The sequence below is a fragment of the Streptomyces sp. NPDC050988 genome, assembly GCF_044456225.1.
GTDB lineage: Bacteria > Actinomycetota > Actinomycetes > Streptomycetales > Streptomycetaceae > Streptomyces.
On sequence record NZ_JBITFQ010000002.1, the window covers coordinates 300,750 to 325,735 of the forward strand.

Sequence of the window (24,986 nt, forward strand, 5' to 3'; positions counted from 1 at the left end):
AGGCCCTCGCCGGGGCGCCGGCGCGGCTTCGATGTGACCGGCACAGCCCCAGGCGCACCGACGGCACACTCCCCCCTGGTCAACGAGCAAGGACGGCTCGGGCAGGCCGGGCCGTACGACGTCGAAGGGACCCCCGTGCATCCTTTCCGTCCGTCCTCGCTGCGGCGCGCCGCGGTGGCCCTGGCTCTGACGCTCATGGCGTCCGGTTCGGCGGTCGGCGCCACCACCGCATCCGCCTCGGGCGACCGGTCCTCGACAGGGCCGGCCGAGCGCGCATGGTTCACGTCCTGGGCTCAGTCCCAGCAGGAACTCGCCCCGACTCCCCTGCGTGACCAGTCCGTTCGCATGATCACCCACCTCAGTCAGGGCGGCGGAGCACTGCGGGTCCGGATCCAGAACACCTTCGGCAGAACGCCGCTCACCGTCGACGCCGCCACCGTCGGCCGAAGCAGCGCGGACGGCCAGGGCGGACCGGCGATCGACGGTGCCGTCCGTGCCGTCACCTTCGACGGCCGACGCGACGTGGTCGTTCCGGCCGGGGGCGAGGTGTGGAGCGACGCCACGGAGCTGGAGACCCGCGCGCAGGACGACGTCGCGGTGTCCCTGTCCGTGTCCGGCACGGTCGCCCCGGGACGGCACACCAACGCCTTCCGCGCCAACTACCTCACCCCACCCGGTTCGGGCGACCACACCGCCGAGGCGAGCGGCTCCGCGTACACGCAGACAGTCGACTCCACGTACCTGGTCAGCGCCGTCGACGTGGACAACCCCGCCGTCAGGGGCACGATCGTCGCGTTCGGGAGTTCGGTGGTCGACGGGACCGGCAGCACCGACTGCGGGCCTGGTTGCACACCGGACGGACCCGATCTTCGCTGGACCGACCACCTCGCCCGCCGCGTCGCCGCCGAACTACCCCGCACCCGGCAACTCGCGGTCGCCAACGCGGGCATCGCCGGCACGACCAGTTCCGCCGACTGCCCGCGCACCCCCGCCGGGGTCCAGGGCCTCGACGCGGCAACCAGGCTGGACCGTGATGTGCTCGACCTGCACGGCGTGACCGGAGTGCTCTACTACTACGGCACGAACGACCTCGCCAACGGCTGCGACGCCACTCAGATCCTGCGCAGCTACCGAGAGGTGTTCCAGCGCCTGCACGCCGCCGGGATCAAGGTCTACGTCACGCCCGTCACGTCGCGGCCCGGGTACACCGACCAGAACAACCTCGACCGCCACACCGTCGGCACCCACGTCAAGAAGCGGAACTCCTGCGGCGGAACCTGCGACGGCGTGATGGACTTCGATCAGGTGCTCAAGGACCCGCTCAAGCCCAACGGCATCAACCCGGCCTACGACACCGGCGACGGAGTCCACGCCAACATCGCCGGCCAACGGGCACTCGCCGACTACTTCTCCCTGCCGATGCTCCTCTCGTCGACCGCACACCACTGACAGGGCAGGCGATGGCGGCCGTCCGCGCCCCGCCGGGTGCCGGGTCTTGAGTGGGGTCAGACTTGTGGCGTGACCGTGCCATCCGAGACCTCACCCCCGTCGGGACAGACCCTCTGCGGCCAGGACGCACGCGGGCCTCTGAGCGCCTTCCTGCGGACGGAGACCGGCAGTGCCTCGGTGCTGCTCGTCGGCGCCCTCGCCGCCCTCGTCTGGGCCAACATCGCCGCCGGTTCGTACGAGGCGCTGTGGGGAACCGAGTTGTCGGTCCGTGTCGGATCGAGCTCTGTGTCGCTGGAGCTGCGCGAGTGGCTGAACAGCGGGCTGATGACGTTGTTCTTCTTCGTCGTCGGCCTGGAGGCACGCCGCGAGTTCGACATGGGCGAGCTGCGCGAACGCCGACGGATCACCCTGCCGCTGCTCGCCGGGCTCAGCGGCATGCTCGTACCCGTCGCCATCTACCTGTCCGTCAACGCGGGCGAGGACTCCGTGCACGGCTGGGGTGCCGCCATGTCGACGGACACGGCCTTCGCGCTGGGCATGCTGGCAGTCTTCGGGAGCCGGCTGCCGGGCGGCCTTCGCGTCTTCATCCTCACGGTCGCCGTCGTCGACGACTTCCTGGCCCTGGCCGTCATCGCCTTCGCCTACAGCGGAGCCATCTCCCTGCCCGCACTGCTCACCGCGCTCGCGCTCTTCGCCGTCGTCCTGCTGGTGCGACGCACCCTCGGCATGCGAATCCCCGCCCTGTACGCGCTGCTGGGCACGGCGATCTGGGTGGCACTCCTGAAGTCCGGGGTGGACCCTGTGGTGACCGGCCTCGCCATGGGTCTGCTGACCTATGCCCGACCGGCGGAACGCCACGACCTGGAACAGGCCAGCAGGCTGTTCAGACGCTTCCGCGAACAGCCGACCCCCGAACTCGGACGCTCGGTACGACGTCAGATCGCCTCGACGCTCTCCCCCAACGACCGCCTCCAGCGGATGCTGCACCCCTGGACGAGCTATGTGATCGTGCCGCTGTTCGCCCTCGCCAACGCGGGCATCGCTCTCAACGCCGGCCAGTTGGCCGACGCCTTCACCTCACCGGTCACCCTCGGCATCCTGTTCGGCTACGTCCTCGGCAAGCCGCTCGGCATCATCGGCGCGACCTGGCTCACGACACGCCTCAGCGGAGGGCGCCTGCACCCACCGGTCGGCTGGGGCGCCATCACGGCCGGCGGCACCCTGGCCGGGGTGGGCTTCACCGTGTCCTTGCTGATCGCCACCCTCGCCTTCGACGGGGACGTGCTGGAGCAGGCGAAGATCGGCATCCTGGCCGCCGTCCTCTGCGCCTTCCTCCTCACCTGGCTGGTCACCGCGGTGATCGGCACCCTGCCACGGCCCTCCCGTGCCCGCGCCCTCCTCGGCACCGGCCGGACGATCGTCGACCTCAGCGATCCCGTCGACATGGACCGCGACCATGTGCGCGGGCCCGTGGACGCACCCGTGACCCTGCTGGAGTACGGGGACTTTGAATGCCCCTACTGCGGGTTGGCCGAGCCCGTCGTGCGCGAGCTGCTCGCCGACTTCGGGGACGTGCGCTACGTATGGCGGCATCTGCCGCTCACCGACGTGCACCCGGGCGCCCAGCTCGCCGCGGAGGCCGCCGAAGCCGCGGCCCGCCAGAACAGCTACTGGGAGATGCACGAGCAGATGATGCGTCATCAAGGAGAACTGCGGCCGGAGGATCTGCTCCGCTACGCCGAGGAGATCGGCCTCGACATCCACCGCTTCAGCGCGGACCTGAGAGCCGGTACGGGCGCCGCGCGTGTCGCCGCGGACGTGGAGTCCGCCGACCTCAGCGGGGTGTCCGGTACCCCGACGTTCTTCGTCAACGGTCGTCGCCACCACGGCGCCTATGACATCGCCACCCTGTCGGCGGCCGTACGCGCCGCACGGGCACGAGCGGCTCTCACGGGAGCGGGTCAGGAGAGCTGACGTCCGGTTCCGGGGCGGCCGCCCACGCCAGGAACCTCATGCCGCCGCGGGCTCCCACACGAACCCGTCCGGGTCGGTGAAGGCCTCTTCGCCGCCGCCGATGGCCAGACGGTGGGATCCGCTGCCCTCCGGCGTGACTCCGGCCACCTTGGCCAGTCCGCGACGTCCGTACAGCGACAGCTTGACGGCACTCGCCGAACCGTCGAACTCGACGTACTTGCTCCCGAAGCTCTTCGCGACAGTGAGGCCCCGGTCGACGTAGAACCGCTTGGTCACGGCCATGTCCGAGACGCCCAGCAGGACGACGATCTCATCGATGTGCCGGCTGTCCGGGCCGGTGTCCTTCTTCGACGAGGTCGCGAGCTGCCAGATCGTCCCGTCCGGGGCCTGTACGACGCCGCCGTACCCCCACAACGACTTCTTGGCGGGCTTCAGCTCGGTGGCACCGGCGGCCAGGGCGGCGCCGAAGAGACCGTTGACGATCGACGGCTGGGAGACCACGAGCGACACCGTGAACCCGCGGAAGCCGGCCGTCGGCTCCTCCGAGGCCCGCAGCCGTACTTGTTTGCCCAGGCCGAAGGCATCCGTGTAGAAACGCTCGGCGGCCGCGACGTCGGCCACCTCGATGGTGAGGAATTCGATTGAGGTCATGTCATTCACGCTAGCTGCGGGTCCGTGACCGGCGCTTCTCGAATCCTGACCGGTGTCGCCACCTCCGGTGCCACGCATGGGGCAGCACGGAGAGCACACGGGCGCTGCCCGACCCGGCCGCCGGTGTCCCGACCAGCGCCATTTCGCGGGTTCTGGCCGGGCCACCAACGGGTTGGCGGTCCTTCCGGGCGTGATCGAGGTGCGTGGTGATCAGAATGGTGTCCGTTCACCTGCGGTGTCGCCCGGATGCCCCGCGGGCCTTGCCGCGCGAGCACGGTGTCGGATTCCACTCAGCCCGGGTAAGGGGTGGCCTCGCGTGCCGACGTGAGCGCACCCGCCCACCAGGCCAGCTGGTCCAGCAGCGCTTTGGCGTATCCGGGAGTCTCGGGGTCGAGCGGACGGCCGTCCTGCCATGCCGTGAAGTAGTTGGGGAAGGCGAGACCGTCGCGGATCGTCACCGCATGCAGTTCCGTCAGGACGTTCTCCAGGTGCAGGACGGCGTGGCGGCCGCCCGCCGCGCCCCCGTAGCTGACGAAGGCGACAGGCTTGGCCGTCCACTGGGTGAAGTGCCAGTCGATGGCCGCTTTCAAGGAGGCGGGGTAGCTGTGGTTGTACTCGGGTGTGACCATGACGAACGCGTCCGCGCTCTCCAGTGCGGTGGTCAGGTGCCGCATCCCGGACGGGCGGGGGTAGTCGTCGCCGGCGTACTTCGGTGACGCCGCGGGCAGGGACAGCGGGATCTCGACGTCGGCCAGATCGACGACATCGACGTCGAAGCCGCCGTGCGACTCGGCCTGTTCAGCCAACCAGGACGCCACCACCGGACCGAACCGCCCTTCGCGGACGCTCGCGACGATGACCACCAGCTTGTGTGTGTTGTTCTCCATGCCCACCACCATCGGGGCGGTTCTCGGCCACAGCCAGGCCGGGCTCAGGCTGGCCCCCGCAGGGCCACCCTGAGCCCGGCACGACCGGTCCGGCCCGCCCTATCCTCAGGACATGGGTACGCCGTTGGGAGACTTCATCCGGAGCAAGCGCGACAGTGTCCAGCCGGAGACACTCGGCCTCCCGGACCGAGGCCGCCGCCGCTCACCGGGGCTACGCCGCACGGATCTCGCGGCGCGCGCCGGCATCAGCGTCGAATACCTGACCCGCATCGAGCAGGGCCGTGACCGCAATCCCTCGGTGGCGGTGGTGAACGCCCTCGCCGACGCCCTCAGCCTCTCCCCCACCGAACGCACCCACCTGCGTTACCTCACGAAGATCACAGGCGGAGAATGCACCGCCCACACCCGGCCCGCACCCCCGCCCCGGCAGGTGCGGGACGCCGTTCAGCAGACACTCCGCCTCCTCGAACCAGGCATCGCCGTGGTGACCAACCGGCTGGGTGACATCCTCGCCCACACCTCCGCGTACCGGTCGGTGACGAACGGCAGCGGACTGCTCGACACCGAAGCCCCGAACCTCACCCGCTACGTCTTCGCCGACCCCCGCGCCCGCACCTTCTTCACCGACTGGGACGACGTCGCCGACGAGCAGGCGTTCGACCTGTGGCTCGCCCCGTCCGCCGAGAACTCCGAGTGGTTCACCGCGGAACTCGCACCCCTTGCCGGCCCCGAACTGACCCGGCGCCTGAACCGGCACGTCGTTCCGCAACGCGGAGTCCTCCGGCTCAGCCATCCAGCCGGATGCGAACTCCGTTTGCTGCGGGAGACACTCGAACTCCCCGCTGACGCACAACAGTTGACCGTCCTCCTCCCCTCGGACGACGAGACCGCCGAGGCCGTCGAACAACTCCGCCGCAGTCGCCGGAACAGCACACTGCGGGCCATCTCCTGACGTGTGCCGGGCGAGGTGCTCGACAGGCCGACAGATCGCGAGACTGGCCCCGACGTTGTTCAGCGGCCCCACCATGTCGGCTTCAGCCGGCCCCGATTCGTGAAGATCGCCGCCTGCAGACGAATCGTTGGGAATCAGTCACGGTGGATGACATTCAGTCGAGCCAGCGGGCCTTGTCCCCGATACGGACATGGCCGGGTTTCTCGACCGCTGCGTACACGCCGAGGGTGTTGCCGAGCTCGCGGGCGACCCAGCGCAGCACGGCGCGGTCATGCGGGACGGTAGGAGTCTCCTTGGTGATCATCACGCAGCGGTCGCACCCCCCGGTGAAGCGCAACCGCAGCGTGCCGATGGCCATCCGGCGGCCGGTCCAATCGTGCTCGGGGTACCCGGTCGCGTGGTCGCCGGGCACGTCGTCGAGCACCAGGTTGGGCCGGAACCGGCTGGCGTCTATCGCACTGTCCGGCAGCGTCGAGCGGAGGCTGCGCAGCGCCGTCGTCGTCAGTACATGGAGCGCGGCATCAGGCCGGTCCGGCTGGTGCTCGACCAGCGTGATCTCGGCCTGTACAGCCGCGCTGAGCCGACTGGCGGCGTCAGGCGCATCGGAGCGGAACCGTCGGCCGTCCGGCAGGATCAGTTCGGCCACGCCCGGCCCGAGGGTGACTGCCCGCAATCGCATGAGCGCCGGAACGGCACCGGCCCAGGTGACCTCTTCCCGCTCGTCGTGGATGGCGATGCCCCGGTCACCCTCGATTCCGAGCACTCTGACCGTGGCCGCGGTCAGTCGCTCACCACCCACCGACTTCACCGGATACCGCCACAGTTGTTCGACCCGCATCCATCGCCCCCTTCATCCCAGCGGTCCGGCGACCGTGGTCGACGGCTGCCCAGGCGAGCACAGCGACGATCACCGTACTGAAGGTCATGCCGTCGTTCCACCGCCGCCTGGCTGTGACGTCTGCCGGCGGCCCCGTCGTGGCCTCTCTTGCGGCGGCAGCACCTGTGAAGGCAGCGGTGGGGACCGGTTCCAGTTGAACCCGCCGCCGAGCAACGCGCCGCGGCCGGGTGGGGCCAAGTCAAGTCGTCCGCGCACGAGGTGTCTCCCAGCTGCCGACCTCCTGGGAAGCAGAGGCAGTCTCCAGGGACCGCCGCCAGGGTCCTTCTACCGCTCACAAGACCCTGAGCAACTTCTCGAAGGCCGCGTCGACGGCCTCCCCGGCATCCGACCTGCCGCCCAGTCGGATCTCCGCCCAGTGGACATAGGCGATGGAGGCCGCCTGGGCTGTGGCTACGGACGCAGGGCGCGGGGGCTTCGTTTCAGCGGGTGCCCAGCAGGCCGGCGAGCAGTTGGAGTCGTTCGGCGTCGGGGCTGCCGTCTTCGGCGGTGTAGACGATCAGCATCGGACCGGGATCACCAGGCAGCGGGTACGCGTCCCAGTCCAGGTTCAGTTCTCCGACCAGCGGGTGGTTGACGCGCATCCGGCCGCGGGTCGTCTCCTCCACATCGTGGCGGGCCCAGAGTGTGGCGAACTCGCCGCTGTGGACTGCGAGTTCACCTACCAGTTCCGCGGCGCGCGGATGGCCCGGACGGGCGGCGACCTGCGCGCGGAGCATCGCGCTCAGTTCGGCGACGGTGACTGCCCGCTCCGGGCAGGTCTGGTCTGCCTCCGGGTGCAGCAGCAGTGCCAGCAGGTTGCGTTGCGCCCGCGGCCGTTGGGTGAACTCGCCCAGCAGGGCTCCGGCCAGCGGGCTCCAGGCCAGCACGTCCAGGAAGCGGCCGACGACCAACGCGGGCGCGGGCATGGTGTGCAGCAGCCGCAGCGTGGTGGGCGGCACCTCCTCCGGCGCATGCTCGCGCGGGCGACGGGCGGGCGTGCGCGCGGCGGCGGCGAGGCCGTGCAGGTGCCGGGTCTCCTCGGCGGTGAAGTTCAGGGCGCGCGCCAGGGCGTCCAGGACCTGCTCGGAGGGGTGTACGTCGCGTCCCTGCTCCATGCGCTGGTAGTAGTCCGAGCTGACCCCGGCCAGCAGAGCCAACTCCTCCCGCCGCAGCCCGGCGACGCGCCGCCTCGGGCCCGGTTCCAGGCCAACGTCCTGTGGACGTAGGCGAGTTCGGCGGGTCCGCAGGAACTCGGCGAGTTCGCGCCGGGGATCGTCGGTCACGTCGAGGGCGTCGTCGGTCACGGGGTCAGTATGGCGCGGGCGAGGCCGGGGAGGGTGGGTCTGCCAGTCCCAGGAAAAGGCGAACGACCATGATGCGGGCAGCCGGAGAAAGGATCGGACTCACACCAGCCGACCACGGAAGGACCACCATCATGAAGGCCGCCCAGATCACGAGTTACGGTGCAGCGGATGTCCTGCGGGTCAACAAGGTCGCCCGCCCCGCTCCCGGTACCGGCGAGGTCCTGGTGTCGGTCGAGGCGTCCAGCGTGAACGGGCACGATGTGATCGTCCGCGCCGGGGAGTTGAAGATGGTCTCCGGGCGCCGCTTCCCGCTAGGGGCGGGGCTGGACTTCGCGGGCGTCGTCGTAGAGACCGGCGCGGATGTCGAGGGCTACCGGGCCGGGGACCGGGTGTGGGGCATGGTACATCCCCGTAAGCGGCACGCAACCGCTGGAGCGGCCGAGTACGTCGTGGTCCCGGCCGGCCGCATCTCGCTCGCCCCCGCCGGGGTCTCGTCGGTCGAGGCGGCCTCCCTGGTCGTCACGGGCGCGACGGCGCTGCTCGCGCTGCGGGACTCCGTGCACGCGGTGAAGGGGGAACGGGTCCTCGTCCGGGGTGCGGCGGGCGGGGTCGGCACGGCCGTCGTCCAACTGGCCCACGCGCTGGGCTGCCACGTGACGGCACTCGCCCGCGACCGCCACGCTCCGGTCCTCACCGGCCTCGGCGCCGACGAGGTCCTCGACCACGGCTCGACGACCTCGGACGGGATCGGCCCCTTCGACGTCATCGTCGACACGGTCGGTACGGAACTGAACTGCTACCGGAGCCGGTTGGCGACCGGCGGCCGGATGGTCACCGTAGGACTCTCCGCGTCGGCCCTGGCCGCGATCGCCGCGTCGAGTGTGTACGGTTCCCGCCGCATCCGCACCTTCAGCGCCAACCCCGACACCGCCGTGCTGCGCGACCTGGCCGACAACGTCACGTCAGGTGCGCTGCGTCCGGTGATCGACAGCGTGTACTCGCTCACGGACATCGCCGCGGCACACGAGGCATTCGAGCGCGGTGGCGTCGTGGGCAAGCACGTGGTCGCGGTGTCCGCCTAGCTCCGTCGCTCTCGTGGAGAACGGCGCGCACCCGTCCGGGGACTTGGCCACTCGTCGGCGGAGGTGATGGGCGGGCGGCGCGCCATGAGCACCGGTTGGCGCAGTCATCGCAACTCGCGGCGGCTCAGGCCGCGCGCTTTGGGAGTTCGGCGAGGTAGTCGCCGATCGCGTCCCGGTTGCGGGTCAGGACGTCGACCCACTCGGTCAGCCTGTCACGCTCGCGTTCGGGCGCCGCCATGGCCGCAGCGTCGGGCGCGCCGGATCCGTCGATACGCCCCATCCACCCCCCGCCAATCCGTCGCAGCCGCCGGCGCCGCACAGCCCCACATCACCGGGACGGAGCGCCGGCTGCTCGCCTCACCCGCCTGCGCAGGAGGGTGAGGCACGTCGTCCCGAGCGTCCGCATGCGCCGACGGAAGCGAACTCAACCGCGCACACCGGCGTTTGGACCATTGACAGCAATCCGGTCGACATGGCAGGTTCTCGGTCTGTCCAGCCGAGACAACGTTGTCAAGGAGGTCTGCCCGATGCGGCTGTCCGTCAGACGGATCACGGCCCGCGCAATCGCCGCGGGCGTCGGCTTGCTCATTCCAGGCCTGCTGTTCGGAGGTGTGCTTCCGCCCGTCGCTGCCGCCGCAGAACCGGTCTCCGACCCCGCCGCACTGGTGAACCCCTTCATCGGCACCCAGAACTTCGGGAACACCTTCCCGGGGGCCGCAGCCCCGTTCGGCATGGTCCAGGTCAGCCCCGACACCGGCGGGCAGGGCGGGTACGACTACCAGCAGGACAAGATCCACGGGTTCAGCCAGACCCACCTCTCCGGCGTCGGCTGCGGTGTCTCCGGAGAGCTGCCGATCATGCCGACCACCGGCGCGGTCGACAGCGTCAACCCGGACACGTACCGCTCCAAGTACTCGCACGACGACGAGGAAGCCACCCCCGGCTACTACCGGGTGGGACTGTCGACGTACGACATCGAGGCCGAGCTGACCGCCACGAAGCGCACCGGCTGGCAGCGGTACACCTTCCCGGCCACCGGCGCGGCGAACGTGCTGTTCAACACCGGCAAGGCCAACCAGAACGTGTTCGACTCCGAGGTGCACGTGGTCGGGGACCGCACGGTGGAGGGACGGGTGCGTGCCGGTGGGTTCTGTGCCGGGAAGGACAAGCACACCGTCTACTTCACCGCCACCTTCGACCGGCCCTTCAAGGATCACGGCACCTGGCGCGGTTCAACACCCAAGCCGGGCACGCGAGATGCCGAAGGAGAGGGCGGCAACGGCGCCTGGGTGACCTTCGACGCGACCGAGGACCGGGACGCCGTCGTGAAGGTGGGCCTGTCGTACACCGGCATGGACGGTGCCCGGAAGAACCTCGCGGAAGAGACCGGCGACTCGTACGACTTCGACGCCACGCGCGCCGCGCTGCGCGCCACCTGGGAGAAACAGCTCTCCTCGATCAAGGTCGGCGGAGGGACTCCGGAACGGCAGAAGGTGTTCTACAGCGCCCTGTACCACGCGCAGTTGCACCCGAACCTGGCCGGAGACGTGGACGGCCGCTACACGGGGTTCGACGGCGCGGTGCACACCGCCTCCGACTTCACGCCGTATCAGAACCTGTCACTGTGGGACACCTACCGGCCGCAGAACCAGCTGCTGGAGATGGTGGAACCACGCGTCGCCCGGGACGTCGCGCTGTCGGTCCTCGCGATCGGCAAGGACGGCGGATGGCTGCCCAGATGGGCTCTCGCCAACAGCGAGACCAACATCATGACCGGCGACCCCGTGACGCCGTTCCTCGTCGAGGCATGGTCGAAGGGCATGCTGGCCGGGCACGAGGACGAGGCCTACGCGCTGCTGAAGAAGAACGCGACCAGCACCCCGCCCGCCGACTCCCCGTACAACGGCCGCTCCGCCGTGGACCAGTACAGCAAGCGCGGCTACGTCCCCTCCGGCCTGCAGCTGAAGAAGGACTGCGCGGACAAGGGCGGCGACAACGACTGCACCCACCCGGCTTCGGCGACCCTGGAGTACTCGGCCGCGGACGCGTCACTGGCCCTGATGGCCAAGGGGCTCGGGCACGGCTCCGACGCACGGATGTTCGCGGCCCGCGGCCAGTGGTACCGCAACCTGTGGGACTCCTCGATCGGCCAGTTCCGGCCCCGCACGACGGCGGGGACGTGGCTGACGCCGTACGACCCGGTCGAAGCGGGCCACCAGTTCCACGAGGGCGGCGCGTACCAGTACCAGTGGCTCGTGCCGCAGGACCCCGCCGGTCTCGTCGATCTGATGGGCGGCCGGAAAGCCACGGAGAAGCGGCTCGACTCCTTCTTCGCCTACGACAAGCTGATCACCGACCCGGCGGGCACGGCACGCGAGGACTGGATCTCCCAGCCGTACGACTACTACGGCAAGCCGACCTACAACCCGAACAACGAGCCTGACCTCCACGCGCCCTACATGTACCTGTGGGCGGGCGCTCCGGCGAAGACGGCGACCGTGGTGCGCGCCGCGATGACGCTGTTCACCAACGGGCCCGACGGCATGACCGGCAACGACGACCTGGGCACCATGTCGGCCTGGTACGTGTTCTCCTCACTCGGCCTCTACCCGACGATGAGTGGCGGCGACTTCATGGCGCTGTCCAGTCCGCAGTTCGACTCGGCGGCCATCACGATCGGCCGGTACGGGAAGCGGCAGGGCGGCACTCTGACGATCAAGGCGCCGGGGGCGAGCGACACCAACCGGTACGTACAGGATGTGTCGTTGGACGGCCGGGACGTGCGGCGCACCTGGCTGGACTGGGACAAGGTCTCGCACGGCGGCACCCTGGTCCACCGGCTCGGCACGAAGCCGTCCGGCTGGGGTACCGGTGCGGGCGCCCAGCCGCCGTCGGTCAACCAGGCGGACGCCGACGGCCGACGCCACCTGGACGCGTCCCTTCGGAGCTCCTCCGACGTCGTCCCGGCCGGTGACACGGCCCAGACCGCCCACCTGACCCTGGACGTCCTCGGCCAGGCCCCGGGTGAACTGCGGGCGTCGGTGACGGCCAAGGCGCCCACCGGCTGGCAGGTGACGACAACTCCGCGCTCGCCACTGCGGATCCGGTCCCAGCACCTGCCCGTGCAGAAGACTGTGTCGGTGAAGGTGACCGTGCCCCCCGGCACCGCCGCCGGTTCCTACCCGGTGCGCTTCACGGTCGAGGCGAAGGGAGCGAGCGAGGTCACCCGGGACGCCACTGTCGAGGTACGCCCCGCCGCGAAGTGTGCGACAGCCACGGACAAGCAGTGCGCGGTGGACCTGAGCGGGGACATGGCGCACGACGGGACGGCCACCACGGAGGCGTCCGGCCAGGGTGACTTCGACGGTGGCGGATGGAGTTACGACGCCGGCCTGCTCCCGGCCGCCGGCCCCGTCACCTGGGACGGCGTGACGTACGAGGCACCGGATCCGACGGGGACCGCGGCGAACTTCGTCGAGGCCCGCGGCCAGACGCTGCTGCTGCCGGCGCGCAGCCACGGCACCCTGCGCCTGGTGGCGGCATCGCACAACGGGCCGGTGACCACGGCGCTGACCGTCCGATACGCCGACGGCAGCAGCTCCGAGGTCCCGCTCAAGGTCGGCGACTGGGCCGGCCAGGCCCCCGACGGCACCACCGTCGTCCTCGACATGCCCCACCGGATCAAGGCCGGCCAAGGCGTCGACGGTCCGCCGGTACGACTGTTCGGCAGTTCCGTCGAGCTGGACGATGCCAAGGAGATGCGCTCGTTGACACTCCCGGACGATCCGCGGATCGAGGTGTACGCGATCACGCTGTCGTAGGCGGCCAGCGCAGGCAGCCGTCGCAAGCCCCCATCAACCCCCCATCCGCCTCCGCTCCAGCCTGTCGGCCGGAGCGGAGGTGGGGGGCTTTTCCTGTGTCGGTGCGGTTCCTGTGTCGGGGCGGTTGAGTCTCTGGCCGGGCCCTCAGCCTGCGACCAGGGGACCCTGGGGTAACTCCTCCAGGGAAACGGTGCGATCGAAGACGCTTCCCGGCTCCACGGTTCCGTCCAGGACTGCGGGCAGCAACTCGTCGACGTAGGCGTGCACAGCCGATACCAGCGTCGAACCACACGCTAGGACGGTCGTCGTTGCACGGCATCGGCGATAGCCGCTGTCACGAACTTGTTGACGGCCGCCAAGTCCGGTGGGCCGGGGTCGCGGTCTGCGAACAGGAGATGCCCGCCACCGACCAGCGAGAGGGTGAGTGAGTCGATGTCGGCGTCGGCCGCGATGCGGCCCAGTTCACGCTCGTCGGCCAGATAGACGGAGATCGCGGTCGCGGCTTCGGCGAGGATCGCGATACCGCCTCCGGGCCTGGCTTGTCGCAGCCGTGCGCGCAGCTCATCCCGGAAGGTGATGAGCGGGATGATTGCCACCGGAATCGGCCCGAACAGGGTGGCCAGTGCGCTGGTGAGGTTGTCGGCCACCGCGCCGCTGCCGGCGGACTCGCGCAGCGCACTCGCCTGCGTCTCGATCTGCGCGGCCCGGTCGAGCACGAGGTCGGCGAGGAAGGCGTCGAAGTCGGAGAAGTGCCGGTGCAGGACACCTTTGGCGCAGCCCGCCTCGTCGGTGACGGCCCGGCTGGTCAACCCGTTCGGCCCGTCCCGCAGAAGCACGCGTTCTGCAGCGTCGAACAGCTGCTGCCGCGCGTCGCGAAGATGCACCCCAGTCGGCATTCACAGATCCTCTCGTACTTCATCCCGCCGGCAACCGTTGCCCAGTGGGCATGCGCCCACTAAGGTGGGCGCATGCCCACTTTACCGCGAGAGCAACCAGAATCATCCCCGGCGGAGCCGCATGAGGCCCGGCGGATGGCCGAGTCGTTCGGCGTGGACGCGCAACGCTACGATCAGGCCCGGCCCGGCTACCCCGATACGTTGGTGACTCGGATCGTCACTGGAAGCCCCGGCTCCGACGTCCTCGACGTCGGCTGCGGCACCGGCATCGCGGCCCGCCAGTTCCAGGCCGCCGGCTGCACCGTGCTCGGCATCGAGCCGGATGCGCGGATGGCCGACTTCGCGCGAGCCCGTGGCCTACAGGTCGAGGTGGCGACCTTCGAAGCCTGGCAGCCGGTCGGCCGGACATTCGACGCGGTCATCGCCGCCCAGTCGTGGCACTGGGTGGAACCGGTCGCCGGCGCCGTGAAGGCGGCACGTGTGCTGCGCCCAGGGGGACGGCTGGCGATCTTCGGACACGCGTACGAGCCGCCAACCGAGGTGGCCGAACCCTTCGCCGCCGCCTACCGGCGGGCGGCGCCCGACTCCCCGCTCAGCGGCCAACCGGCCCGGCGTCCGCTCGACTTCTACCGGGCGGCATACGCGAAGTCCGCCGACAAGATCCGCGAGACCGGACAGTTCAACGATCCCGAACAGTGGCGATTTGACTGGGAACAGTCCTACACACGCGACCAATGGCTGGAGCTGCTACCCACCACCGGCGGCCTCACCCAACTCCGTCCCGATCAGCTGGCCCAGATACTGGACGCGGTCGGGAGCGCCATCGACTCCCTGGGCGGACGCTTCACGATGGACTACACCACCCTGGCCGTGACCGCCGTACGCGCCGACGCCTCGGGGCTGGGTGCTTCATCACTGGGCGCGACGCGAAGCCGTTGATCCCGCCGTCGAGGGTGCGAGCGCAGGGCGGCGGAACGCAGAACTCGCCTGATGAGACGCTGATCTCCTGGGCCGTCATCACCCACACGACCGGGCGCCTGACCCGAGAAGGCGCCACGCCCAGCCGGCCGAGGAAACCGGCGCCGGCCGATGCTTGAGTAGCGGTTACTCATGCCATGCCACGGCGGCACAAGCCACTCTCTGAGCGCCGGCGCGATCCACGCCCCACCGGGTCGACCACGAGAAGGGACACGGTGGGAAGGCGGGCGCGCGGTACATGTGCACGCTCAGCGGAGCAGTGCGCAGTCGGCTTTGATCAGGAGGCAGGTATGAGAGGTAAGTTACGATGTCGCGGCGCCATGGCCGCGGTGGTCGCGGCACTCAGTGCCGGTGGGATGGTTCTGTCGACCGCGTCCGCATCCGCGGCCGCGTCAGCGTCCGTGCTGCTCAGGGTGGAGGTCGGGGCGGCTGTCTTCAACGGCCGCAACCTGGCTTCCGGTACGGTCGGAGTCCCTGACCTCTGGTCCGGGGATGTACTCCTCGCCACCTGCTGGAACACCGGCGAGAACCTCGGCGGAGGAAACCGCTGGTACCTCACCGTCTACGAGCGCTACAACCACCTCAACGGACTCGAGCTGACCGTGACGGGGTGGACGTACGCGCCGTTCGTGGACAACAGCGCCGCGTCCAATGGCGGCATCACGCACTGCTGACCGGATGAGCATTGTTCCCATTCCGGCTTGAAGTCGCTGGTCAGCGATCCAGTGCACCTTCGCTGCGCGCTGGGGGCGTGGTAGATCCCGTGGCGCGCACCGAAGGTGCTGCTGTCTGCTCTACTGCGGGCCGATGCTGGTCGGGATTGGACAGAGTTGCCTAATAGGCAAATAAAATCGCCTCGCGGGTTGACCATGGGTGCCGCTCAGTCGATCCTGGGTGCATCCGGAGGAACCCGCGGCTCGCAGGAGGAAGAGCAAAATGGCGACGTTCGTACTGATTCATGGTTCCTGGGGCGGAGGCTGGGTCTGGGACCGCATGCGGCCCGTCCTGGAAGAGGCCGGCCACCGTGTCCTGACTCCCACGCTCACCGGCTTCGCCGAGAAACACGATCTGTCCCGGCCGGAGGTGGGGCTCTCCACCAATGTCCAGGAGATCGCCGACCTGCTCACCACCGAGGAGGTCGGCGACGCGATCCTCGTCGGCCACAGCTACGGCGGCATGGTCATCACCGGAGTGGCGACCCTTGTCCCCGATCGCGTCAGCCAGGTCGTGTACGTGGACGCCTTCGCCCCCACCACCGGCGAGTCGGCCTTCACGGTGCTGCCTTGGCTGGACGACGCCTTCGTGGCCCCCGAGGGAGGCCCGGACTGGGAGGTCGCCCCGCTGGATCCACGCGCTCTCGGCGCGGACGAGGACGGCGCCACCTGGATGGAGGGCCGCCTGACCCCCATGCCGCGCCTCACCCATGCCGAACCGCTGGGGCCCGGCAGCGAGGACATCCTCGAAGGCAAGCAGGTGACCTACATCCACTGCGCGGCCCAGGAGTTCTTCAACGACACCGCTGCCGCCGTGGCCAAGCGCGGGTTCCGCCTTGTCACGCTCACTGAAGTGACTCATGTCGAGGTGCTGGTGCAACCACAGGTCCTGGCCCGCGAACTGCTCCTGCTCCTCTAACCTGCTCCTCTGACCGGTTGCTTCCCTGACCGATTGCTTCCCCGACCGGTCGGCGAAGGGTCAGCGCCGGGATTTCGGTGACGGAACCGGGTGATGCATCGGCATCGTCGCGGCGGTCGACGCGACCAGCACTGTGGCGGGCTTCTCGCTCTTGTTGGTCAACCGGTGCACCTTCGACGAGTCGAAGTGCAGTGAATCGCCGGAACTCAGGGTGATGTCCTTGCCTTCCAGGCGGAAAAGGACCTCGCCCGACAGGACGTGCAGCCACTCTTCGCCCGCGTGCTTGGCGTCCTTGGTCGACTTTCCGGGCTCCACCTCGACACGGATGACGGCGATCGTCGATCCCGGGCCGCTCAGGACGGTGTAGTGCCCGTCCTGCCCGGGGTGCTCGACCGCGTCACCGGCTCGTACGAGGTGGTAGTCCTCCGGCTCCTGCTCCTGGATCAGCTCGCTCACCGAGATCCCGTACACCCGGGCGATCTGCAGGAGGCTGCCGATGGACGGCTGCCGGTGTCCCTTCTCCAGGCGGGAGAGGTGGGTGACGGAGATACCGGTCTGCTCGGACAAGGTCACCAGCGTGATGCCGCGTTCGCTGCGCAGGTCCTTGAGCCGATGACCTACCCAAGTGGCCAGCTCAGTGTCTGCCTCGTTCTCGTGCGCCATGCCCGTAACATACACACCTCACAGACAAAGCATGTTGCCGGGTTGGCAAACATCGCGAAAGCGGCCGAACGGCCATGACCGGCCTCCCTCACCGGCCGGCAAGGATTGCGGCCACCCCTGATTCGAACCGCTCGTCGAAGGACGTCGGCGCGAGATGGCCGGCCACGCGATGGAGGGAGGGATAGCTCGCCTCCGAGATGGCGCTCGCCAGGATGTCGCCCAGCGGGCGCTGGTTCACCGCCTGCTCCTCCTGTGTGAGGCCCAGGGTGAAGTAGATGACCGCCCACGCCGTCCACGCGGCCTCGCGGTCGCCCGGGCCGCACTTCAGCAGCGCCTCCACCAGGACCTCCGCGAAGCGCAGGGTGTGCGGCTCTGCGGCATAGGTGCCCACCACCAGTGCGGCACCGTCGCGATGGGACAGCAGGGCGCGGCGGTAGCGGCGGGTCAGCTCACGGGCTCGTTCGTCGGGGGTGGCCGGCAGGTCGGTCAGTGGGATTTCGCCGAGTACGGCGTCGGCCATGAGTTCCAGCATTCGGGCCTTGGTCTTCACATGCCACTGCACGGTGTTGATGCGTACGCCGAGTCGGTCGGCGACCGCTCTCGTGGACACCGCGTCCAGGCCCTTCTCGTCCAGGAGGTCCAGTCCCGCGCGGATCACCGTGGCCGGGTCCAGTCGGTCGCTCTGTTGCCTGTTGGTCACTGACCTAGTTTACTGCACTCAAGGGTTCTTGGTCGGCGACCAAGAAACTGCCCGAGCGCCTTCGTCATGCCAGAAATCTCGCCAGCAACCAAAAGAGAGTGGTCGCATGGAAACACCGCAGGTGGAAACAGCGCAGGTCGTCATTGCCGGAGGAGGTCCCGTCGGGCTCTGGCTCGCCGCCGAACTGCGGCTGAACAACATCTCCGTCACCGTCCTGGAAGTGCGCACCGAGATCGACCAGCGCTCCAAGGCGCTCACCGTGCACCCGCGCGGTGTCGAGGTACTGGCCTCACGTGGGATCCACCAGCGATTCCTCGACGAGAGCCTGAAGATCTCCACCGGTCACTTCGCCAACCTCTCCAACCGGCTCGACTTCTCGGTCATGGACACGCCGTTTCCCTACACCCTGTTCATCCCCCAGGCCCGCACCGAGGCGCTCTTCGAGGAGTACGCCCTCGGGCTCGGCGCCACCATCCGGCGCGGGCATCGCGTCACCGGCTTCACCGAGCACACGGACTCGGTGACCGTGCAGGTGGAGGGGCCGCAGGGGCCGTACGAGATCGAGGCCGAGTACATCGCCGGCTGCGACGGCACCAAGAGCACCGTGCGCGAGGCCGCGGGCATCGGCTTCCCCGGCACGCCCTCCACCTATCTCGGCTGGCTCGGCGATGTCCTCTTCGACAACCCGCCCCCGCCCGGTTTCAACCGTTTCAACGAGCGCGGCGGGCTGATGATCATCCCGCTGCCGGACAACCAGTGGCGCATCGCCGGCACCAGCGCCGACGGTGCGACCACGGAGTGGCCCGGCGACCTCACGATGGACGAACTGCGGCAGAGGGTCATCGACATCGCCGGTGACGACTTCGGCATGCACGACCCGTCCTGGCTCTCCCGCTTCGGCAACGCCACCCGGCTGGCCACCCACTACCGGCGCGGCCGCGTCGTGCTCGCGGGCGACGCCGCCCACCAGCACTACCCCACCGGCGGCGTGGGCATGAACGTCGGTTTCCAGGACGCATTCAACCTCGGCTGGAAGCTGGCCGCGACGATCGACGGCTGGGCCTCGGACGGGCTGCTGGACACGTACCACTCCGACCGCTACCCGGTCGGTGAACAGCTGATGGAGCACAGTCGCGCGCAGACCTATCTGTTCCACGCCTTCACACCCGAGGGCCTCGCCCTGCGTGATCTGCTCAGCCGGATGGTCCCCCAGTCACGGGAGTTCAGCGACGTACTGGCCGGCCGCCTCACCGCGCTCGACGTCGCCTACCCGAGCCCCGACGCGACGGCCCACCCGGTGACCGGCACCCGCGCCCCCGACCTCACCCTCACCGGCTCGGAGAGCACCCTATTCGGCGCGCTGCGGGCGGACTCGTACGTCCTGCTCGATCTCACGGCCGACGGTGTGCTCGCGGACCGCGCCCAGGAGCGGATCGCGGTGCATCGCGGGGCGCCGGACCGGACGCGGGACGTCTGGGAGGACGTACGCGCCGCCCTGATCCGGCCCGACGGGCATGTCGCGTGGGCCTGGACGGAGCAGGACGACACCAAGCTGGGAGCGGGTGTGGACTCCGTCATCACCACCGCTCTGGGCCGCTGACAGAGGACCAAGCGCATGGATCTCGAACTCAAGGACAGGGTGTACATCCTCACCGGTGCCACACGCGGGCTGGGCTACGCCGTCGCGCGCGAACTGGTCGCCGACGGGGCCAAGGTGGTGGTCACCGGCCGCGACGAGAAGCGCGCCGCCGAGGCGGCGGCCGAGCTGGGGCCGAACGCGGCCGGAGTCGCCGTGGACAACTCCGACCCGCAGGCACCGCAGCAACTGATCGGCACCGCACGGGAGTTGTTCGGCGGCTTCGACGGCATCCTCGTCAGCGTCGGCGGACCACCCGCGGGCAACGTGGCGGACAACACCGACGAACAGTGGCAGGCGGCGTTCGAGTCGGTGTTCCTGGGCGCGGTACGGCTGACCCGGGCGGCCGCCGCAGAACTGGGAGACGGAGGCTCCATCGGATTGGTCCTCTCCATCACGGCACACGAACCGTCCCCCGGCATGGTCATCTCCAACGGGCTGCGGCCCGGACTCGCCGGGTTCGCCAAGTCACTCGCGGACGAGCTGGGCCCACGCGGAATCCGCGTCTTCGGGCTGCTGCCGGGGCGTATCGGTACGGATCGCATGCGCGAGCTGGACGGACTGTCCCCCGATCCCGAGACCCGGCGAGCCGCCAACGAGTCCGGGATCCCGCTGCGGCGGTACGGAGCGCCGGAGGAGTTCGGACGCGCGGGCGCGTTCATGCTGTCGCCGGCGGCTTCCTACGTGACCGGGGTGATGCTGTCGGTGGACGGCGGGGCCCGGCGCGGTTTCTGACACTGTTCGACCCCAGGGCACGGGGCGCCTGCTCAGCTCCCCGTGTCCCTTGCCCGTCGGTCCCGATCGCCCGCCTTTGCAGGAGTCGCACGGGACCGGGTCCGGACGGGGCAGGAGGGCCGGAGCTGCCAGGCCCCGGACGTGCAGCAGCGTGGGACGCTCGGGCGCCGCAGCACTCAAGGGGGTGCGACCGAAGTCGCACCCCCTCTGAGCGGATCGGTCAACCGGACGTACCGGCATCCGGATCCGGCTCACCGGTCCACGGGTCCAGCCCTTCCTTGAGCTTGCCGTTGGGGTAGTAGTCCCAGCCCATGGTGCGGCTGGGGGAACAACGGCGCCGAGGTCAGAGTCCGTGAGGTCTGGCGTGTGCACCGGTGCAGGTGCTGGAGGACGACGTCAGATCCGTGTCGTCGAGCCGGTGCGGTCAGGCTCGCCTGCGAGCAGCGTGCGCCATCGGTCGACGATGTCGTCGACCGCCGCGTCGCCCTCGGGAATGAGGTCGCCCAGTACGGGGAAGTCGTGGACCTGACCGGCGACGCGGAACAGGGACACGTCGACTCCGGCCGTTTGCAGGGCGCGGGCGTACTCCTCCCCGGCGTCGCGGAGTGGGTCGTACTCGGCTGTGACGACCAGGGCAGCGGGTGTGCCCGCGAGGTCGGTGGCGGCGGCCGGAGACAGTTGAGGGTGCGAGAGGTCCTGGCCAGGGGCGTAGAGGCTGATCCAGTGCTCGAATTCGCTCGTCGACACGAAGTAGCCCTTGGCGAACTCGACGTAGGATCCGCGGCGATGGCCGAGGTTCACTGCCGCGCAGATGAGCAGCTGCGCACGTACCGTGAACTCGTCCGTGGACCGCGAGGCCTGTGCGACGACCGCGGCGAGGTTGCCCCCGGCGCTGTCACCACCGACGAGGATTCCTGGTCCGCCCGCATTGATGTCGGAGGCGTTCCGGCTGAGCCAGGCCGCTGCGGCCAGCGCGTCCTCGACGGCCGCGGGGTACGGGTTCTCGGGTGCCAGCCGGTAGTCGACGTTGACCACCACTCCCCCACTGCGAGCGGTGAGTTTTCGGCAGAGGGCGTCAGAGGTGCTGAGCCCTCCGACGGACCATCCGCCGCCGTGGAAGTACAGCAGTGGTGGCAGGTCGGCACCACCACCTTCCGGGTGGTAGACCCTGGCGGAGACAGTTCCTGACGGAGTCGGGATGTCGACGTCGGAGGTGGAGCCGACCCGGTCACCCGTGCCGAAGCTCGCCGCCAGCGTGTCGAGTTGGAGCCGGGCCTGCTGGATGGGGATGTCCGCCAACGACGGGCCGTCCGAGGCCATGTCGATGAGGCGCTGCACGCCGGGGAGAAGCGGCATCAGGACTCCTGTGTCGTGGATGCACGTCTTGGACGCGTGGATACGCTGAGAGAGGGTGAGCCTGGGTCGCGAAGTCGCTCGGCGGGCCTCACTTCAGGACCGCGAACCCGTCGACCTCGATGAGCCACTCAGGCATGCCGAGCGTCTGTACGCCGAGGAAGGTGCTCGCTGACACCGGCCACGTACCGTCAAAGGCGCGTTGGCCCGCGGCGAAGATGGGGCCGATCAACTCGGGTTTGTGGCCGACGACGTGAATCGTGTTCTTGATCAGATCGCCCGGGGTGGCACCGGCGGCTTCCAGAGCAGCCTTGAAGTTGCGAAAGGCCTGTTCGGCCTGCGCTTCATGGTCTCCAGGTCCGACAAGGTTGCCGTCGGAGTCGAGCGCGATCTGCCCCGCGATCGCGATGAAGCGGCTGCCCGTCCCGATCGCCGCGTGGGTGTAGAGGCCCTGGACCGGGGGCGCGACAGTGTCCGGGTTCACTCGTTGAATCGACATGGCGTCTCCAGTCTCGTTTCGGGGTCGGCACACGACTCGGCGCACAGCTCGGCGCCTCGCCGGGGCCACGGCCTGCTCCGTCACCGCAGGACGTCGGGCTCCTCGTCCACCACGAGTCCGGCGAGGAGGTTGAAGTTGTGCCGGGCCATGTTGGCGTTGCTGAACTGCCGGTGCGCGAGCGTCACTTCCTCGTCGCTCATGATTCGCGGCTCGCCCGCCGCGTCGGCCAGGAGTTGCATCTGGCAGGCCCGGTCCATGGTGATGAACCACCAGGCCGCCTCTTCGACGGACCGGCCCACGGTGAGCAACCCGTGATGGCGGAGGATCGCCGCCCTGCTGTTCCCCAGCCTCTCGGCGATGCGCTCGCCCTCCGCCTTCTCCAGCACAAGGCCCTTGTACTCGTCGAAGAGCACATGGTCCCCGGCGAAGGCACACGACTCCTGGACGATCGGGTCGAGAAGCTTGTTCAGCGAGGCGAAGGCCCGGCCGTGGATCGTATGAGCGTGCGCGACGGCGACCGCGTCGGGGCGCGCGTGGTGGATCGAGGAGTGGATCCAGAAGGCGGCCTTGTTGGTGCGGCGATCGCCCTCGATCACCTGCCCCTGCTCGTCGATGAGCAGCAGATCGCTCACCCGGATCTTCGAGAAGTGCACGGCGTACGGGTTGACCCAGAAGCGGTCGGGGAACTCCGGGTCGCGTGCCGTGATGTGTCCTGCGATGCCTTCGTCGAACCCGTACCGCGCGAAGATCCGAAAGGCGATCGCGAGCTGTTGCTTGCGGTGCCGGCGTTCGGACTCGACCGAATCCTTCACGTCCGCCAGCTGCGGTATGTCGAGCTCGCCGATGCTGTCCAGATTCTCTGCGCCGGCGCTCCCAGTCGACACGGACATGTGCTCACGCCTCCCTGTTCGGTGCGGTTGGGCCTCCTTCAGCGTGCGCCCCGCAGACCTGGCAAGTCAACCCACTAGGCAAATCAATGTGCCCTCTGGGCAAATTCCTACTGAAGCGGGGTCAGCCGTCCCGTCGCCACGCACCCAGCACCATCAGGGTCTTCGTCCCGATGACCGGCCCCGAGCGGCGCAGCCGGTCGATGACATCCCGCAGATGCTGGACGCCGGACACGCGGACCCGGACCAGCGCGTCGGGATCCCCTGCCACCGTGAAGACCTCCAGGACCTCCGTGACGCTGGTGGCCGCCATGGTGATCATCTCGACCTTCACGTCACCCGAGAACCTCAGCTCGACGAAGGCCTCGAAGCTGGACCCGAGCTTGCCGTGGTCCAGGACGACCGTGTAGCCCGCGATCACCCCGATCCGTTCGAGGCGGTCGATGCGCCGCTTCACGGCGGAGGGAGACAGGCTGACCTGCTCCGCGATCTCCGTGACCGCCCGCCGGCCGTCCTGCACCAGCAGGTCGATGATCATGCTGTCGACACTGTCGACGTGCTCGGTACCGGCCATGGACACACCTCACTCGCAAGTGGGTTCCTTGCGTGGTTCTCTGCATGGTCTCTGCATGGTCTCTGCGTGGTTCTTTGCGTGGTTCTTTGCGTGGAATCTTGATCGAACTTCATAAAGTTTGCGCGCACCGCAAGATCTCAGCAGGTTAATTGCACCCTGGGCAGCGCGCTGTCGACTGTAGTCGCATCCACGAGGACGAGACCGCAGGAGAGGGCTCAGCAGTGAAAGTAGAACGCGAACTGCCATCTCGCGAGGCCCATGACCTGCTGGAACTGGTCACGGACATCGCGGACAAGGAACTGGGGCCACGGGCCGCCGAGTTCGAGGACAGGGGTCACTTCCCCCGTGAGGTCTTCGGTCTCCTCGGCGAGGTCGGGCTGCTGACTCTGCCGTTCGGTGAGGAGGTCGGCGGCGGGGGTCAGCCCTACACGGTCTACCTCCAGGTACTGGAGGAGATCGCCGCGCGCTGGGCCGCGGTGGCCGTCGGCATGAGTGTGCACACGCTGTCCTGTCACCCGGTGACCACGTTCGGCACCGAGGCGCAGCGGGCCGAACTCCTGCCGCGGATGCTGAGCGGGGAGGCCCTGGGCGCGTACTCCCTGTCGGAAGCCCACGCGGGTTCCGATCCCGGGGCGCTGCGCGCCTCCGCCGTACACGGGCCGCACGGCTGGACCGCACGGGGCACGAAGGCCTGGGTCACACACGGGGGTCAGGCCGACTTCTACACCGTGTTCCTGCGGACCTCCCCGGACGCGAGCGGGGGCATCTCCTGCTTCCACGTCGACGCCGACTCGGCTGGGCTGGTCGCGGGAACACCGGAACGCAAGATGGGCCTGCGCAGCTCGACCACCGCTGAGATGCACTTCGAGGATGTGGTCATCCCCGAGGACAGACTCGTGGGGGCTCCCGGTCAGGGACTGCAGATCGCCCTGTCGGCTCTCGACTCGGGCCGGCTCGGGATCGCAGCGGTCGCCGTCGGCATCGCGCAGGCCGCTCTGGACTACGCGATCGAATACGCCCGGGAACGCCAGACGTTCGGGCGACCGGTCATCGAGCACCAAGGCGTCGGATTCCTGCTGGCCGACATGGCCGCCAGGACCGAAGCCGCCCGCGCGACCTACCTCGTCGCCGCCCGCCGCAAGGACAACGGCCTGCCGTACACCCGGCAGGCCAGTGTGGCCAAGCTGATCGCGACCGACACGGCGATGGCGGTCACGACCGATGCGGTGCAGGTGCTCGGCGGCGCGGGATACGTGCTCGACCACCCGGTGGAGCGGTTCATGCGGGAAGCGAAGATCACGCAGATCTTCGAAGGCACCAACCAGATCCAGCGCCTGGTGATCAGCCGTCAACTCGCGGATCCCACACGCTGACCACCGTCGCGACGTCAACCCCTCCTATCCGGACGCCAACCCTCGTGTCCGTCCGAGACACCA

At 69.2% G+C, this 24,986-nt stretch carries 23 protein-coding genes; 11 read left to right on the forward strand and 12 right to left on the reverse strand.

Annotated elements, in window-relative coordinates; all coding sequences use genetic code 11:
• Positions 1–135 precede the first annotated feature (135 nt).
• A complete protein-coding gene (locus ACIBEI_RS06170) occupies positions 136–1,449 on the forward strand; it encodes a GDSL-type esterase/lipase family protein (RefSeq protein WP_398885570.1) in 1,314 nt (437 codons plus the stop codon).
• A 75-nt stretch (positions 1,450–1,524) separates the two neighbouring features.
• Positions 1,525–3,423 carry a Na+/H+ antiporter NhaA gene (gene nhaA / locus ACIBEI_RS06175; protein ID WP_398886307.1) on the forward strand — a complete coding sequence of 633 codons (1,899 nt, stop codon included), beginning with the start codon at positions 1,525–1,527 and terminating at the stop codon, positions 3,421–3,423.
• A gap of 36 nt (positions 3,424–3,459) precedes the next feature.
• Here nhaA and ACIBEI_RS06180 read toward each other — a convergent pair whose 3' ends face one another.
• Together ACIBEI_RS06180 and ACIBEI_RS06185 are read right to left on the reverse strand one after the other, a co-directional pair.
• The gene (locus ACIBEI_RS06180; RefSeq protein WP_398885572.1) at positions 3,460–4,074 is read right to left on the reverse strand and encodes a glyoxalase; all 615 of its coding nucleotides are present in this window, start codon (positions 4,072–4,074) and stop codon (positions 3,460–3,462) included.
• Positions 4,075–4,364: 290 nt separating this feature from the next.
• Complete coding sequence (locus tag ACIBEI_RS06185; RefSeq protein ID WP_398885574.1) at positions 4,365–4,961, reverse strand: NADPH-dependent FMN reductase; 597 nt, start codon at positions 4,959–4,961, stop codon at positions 4,365–4,367.
• A 112-nt stretch (positions 4,962–5,073) separates the two neighbouring features.
• Here ACIBEI_RS06185 and ACIBEI_RS06190 point away from each other — a divergent pair, with 112 nt between their 5' ends.
• Positions 5,074–5,913 (forward strand): helix-turn-helix domain-containing protein, encoded by an 840-nt coding sequence (locus ACIBEI_RS06190; protein WP_398885576.1) that lies wholly within the window; start codon positions 5,074–5,076, stop codon positions 5,911–5,913.
• 154 nt (positions 5,914–6,067) lie between these two features.
• On the opposite strand, the gene ACIBEI_RS06195 is transcribed toward ACIBEI_RS06190, so the two are convergent.
• Positions 6,068–6,751 (reverse strand): MOSC domain-containing protein, encoded by a 684-nt coding sequence (locus tag ACIBEI_RS06195; protein ID WP_398885578.1) that lies wholly within the window; start codon positions 6,749–6,751, stop codon positions 6,068–6,070.
• Between the two features lie 479 nt (positions 6,752–7,230).
• The gene (locus ACIBEI_RS06200; RefSeq protein ID WP_398885580.1) at positions 7,231–8,094 is read right to left on the reverse strand and encodes a helix-turn-helix transcriptional regulator; all 864 of its coding nucleotides are present in this window, start codon (positions 8,092–8,094) and stop codon (positions 7,231–7,233) included.
• Positions 8,095–8,225: 131 nt separating this feature from the next.
• Here ACIBEI_RS06200 and ACIBEI_RS06205 point away from each other — a divergent pair, with 131 nt between their 5' ends.
• Positions 8,226–9,176: an NAD(P)-dependent alcohol dehydrogenase gene (locus tag ACIBEI_RS06205; RefSeq protein WP_398885581.1), complete on the forward strand. Its 951-nt coding sequence runs from the start codon at positions 8,226–8,228 to the stop codon at positions 9,174–9,176.
• Between the two features lie 124 nt (positions 9,177–9,300).
• On the opposite strand, the gene ACIBEI_RS06210 is transcribed toward ACIBEI_RS06205, so the two are convergent.
• Entirely contained in the window at positions 9,301–9,456 is a 156-nt protein-coding gene (locus ACIBEI_RS06210) for a hypothetical protein (protein WP_398885583.1), read from the reverse strand.
• A gap of 247 nt (positions 9,457–9,703) precedes the next feature.
• Here ACIBEI_RS06210 and ACIBEI_RS06215 point away from each other — a divergent pair, with 247 nt between their 5' ends.
• A complete protein-coding gene (locus ACIBEI_RS06215) occupies positions 9,704–12,997 on the forward strand; it encodes a GH92 family glycosyl hydrolase (protein ID WP_398885585.1) in 3,294 nt (1,097 codons plus the stop codon).
• 293 nt (positions 12,998–13,290) lie between these two features.
• Here ACIBEI_RS06215 and ACIBEI_RS06220 read toward each other — a convergent pair whose 3' ends face one another.
• On the reverse strand, positions 13,291–13,893 hold the full coding sequence (locus ACIBEI_RS06220) for a TetR/AcrR family transcriptional regulator (RefSeq protein WP_398885587.1): 603 nt from the start codon (positions 13,891–13,893) through the stop codon (positions 13,291–13,293).
• A 72-nt stretch (positions 13,894–13,965) separates the two neighbouring features.
• Between ACIBEI_RS06220 and ACIBEI_RS06225 the strand changes: the two genes are divergently transcribed.
• The 3 genes from ACIBEI_RS06225 to ACIBEI_RS06235 all read left to right on the forward strand — a co-directional run bounded on the left by ACIBEI_RS06225 (position 13,966) and on the right by ACIBEI_RS06235 (position 16,503).
• On the forward strand, positions 13,966–14,832 hold the full coding sequence (locus ACIBEI_RS06225) for a class I SAM-dependent methyltransferase (RefSeq protein ID WP_398885589.1): 867 nt from the start codon (positions 13,966–13,968) through the stop codon (positions 14,830–14,832).
• Between the two features lie 329 nt (positions 14,833–15,161).
• Positions 15,162–15,545: a hypothetical protein gene (locus ACIBEI_RS06230; protein WP_398885591.1), complete on the forward strand. Its 384-nt coding sequence runs from the start codon at positions 15,162–15,164 to the stop codon at positions 15,543–15,545.
• A 262-nt stretch (positions 15,546–15,807) separates the two neighbouring features.
• Positions 15,808–16,503 carry an alpha/beta fold hydrolase gene (locus ACIBEI_RS06235; RefSeq protein WP_398885593.1) on the forward strand — a complete coding sequence of 232 codons (696 nt, stop codon included), beginning with the start codon at positions 15,808–15,810 and terminating at the stop codon, positions 16,501–16,503.
• 60 nt (positions 16,504–16,563) lie between these two features.
• Here the strand turns inward: ACIBEI_RS06235 and ACIBEI_RS06240 are convergent, their stop codons facing one another.
• Both ACIBEI_RS06240 and ACIBEI_RS06245 read right to left on the reverse strand, forming a co-directional pair.
• A complete protein-coding gene (locus tag ACIBEI_RS06240) occupies positions 16,564–17,166 on the reverse strand; it encodes a helix-turn-helix domain-containing protein (RefSeq protein WP_398885595.1) in 603 nt (200 codons plus the stop codon).
• A gap of 88 nt (positions 17,167–17,254) precedes the next feature.
• Positions 17,255–17,866 carry a TetR/AcrR family transcriptional regulator C-terminal domain-containing protein gene (locus ACIBEI_RS06245; protein WP_398885597.1) on the reverse strand — a complete coding sequence of 204 codons (612 nt, stop codon included), beginning with the start codon at positions 17,864–17,866 and terminating at the stop codon, positions 17,255–17,257.
• Positions 17,867–17,972: 106 nt separating this feature from the next.
• On the opposite strand from ACIBEI_RS06245, the gene ACIBEI_RS06250 reads away from it, so the two are divergent.
• Both ACIBEI_RS06250 and ACIBEI_RS06255 read left to right on the forward strand, forming a co-directional pair.
• Positions 17,973–19,466 (forward strand): FAD-dependent monooxygenase, encoded by a 1,494-nt coding sequence (locus ACIBEI_RS06250; protein WP_398885599.1) that lies wholly within the window; start codon positions 17,973–17,975, stop codon positions 19,464–19,466.
• 15 nt (positions 19,467–19,481) lie between these two features.
• Complete coding sequence (locus ACIBEI_RS06255; protein ID WP_398885601.1) at positions 19,482–20,237, forward strand: SDR family oxidoreductase; 756 nt, start codon at positions 19,482–19,484, stop codon at positions 20,235–20,237.
• Between the two features lie 396 nt (positions 20,238–20,633).
• Here ACIBEI_RS06255 and ACIBEI_RS06260 read toward each other — a convergent pair whose 3' ends face one another.
• The 4 genes from ACIBEI_RS06260 to ACIBEI_RS06275 form a co-directional block, all read right to left on the reverse strand.
• A complete protein-coding gene (locus tag ACIBEI_RS06260) occupies positions 20,634–21,593 on the reverse strand; it encodes an alpha/beta hydrolase (RefSeq protein ID WP_398885603.1) in 960 nt (319 codons plus the stop codon).
• A gap of 88 nt (positions 21,594–21,681) precedes the next feature.
• The gene (locus ACIBEI_RS06265; RefSeq protein WP_398885606.1) at positions 21,682–22,089 is read right to left on the reverse strand and encodes a RidA family protein; all 408 of its coding nucleotides are present in this window, start codon (positions 22,087–22,089) and stop codon (positions 21,682–21,684) included.
• Between the two features lie 80 nt (positions 22,090–22,169).
• Positions 22,170–22,979: a class II aldolase/adducin family protein gene (locus ACIBEI_RS06270; protein WP_398885608.1), complete on the reverse strand. Its 810-nt coding sequence runs from the start codon at positions 22,977–22,979 to the stop codon at positions 22,170–22,172.
• Positions 22,980–23,100: 121 nt separating this feature from the next.
• The gene (locus ACIBEI_RS06275) at positions 23,101–23,550 is read right to left on the reverse strand and encodes an Lrp/AsnC family transcriptional regulator (protein WP_398885610.1); all 450 of its coding nucleotides are present in this window, start codon (positions 23,548–23,550) and stop codon (positions 23,101–23,103) included.
• A 221-nt stretch (positions 23,551–23,771) separates the two neighbouring features.
• Between ACIBEI_RS06275 and ACIBEI_RS06280 the strand changes: the two genes are divergently transcribed.
• A complete protein-coding gene (locus ACIBEI_RS06280; protein WP_398885612.1) occupies positions 23,772–24,923 on the forward strand; it encodes an acyl-CoA dehydrogenase family protein in 1,152 nt (383 codons plus the stop codon).
• The last annotated feature ends 63 nt before the right edge of the window (positions 24,924–24,986 follow it).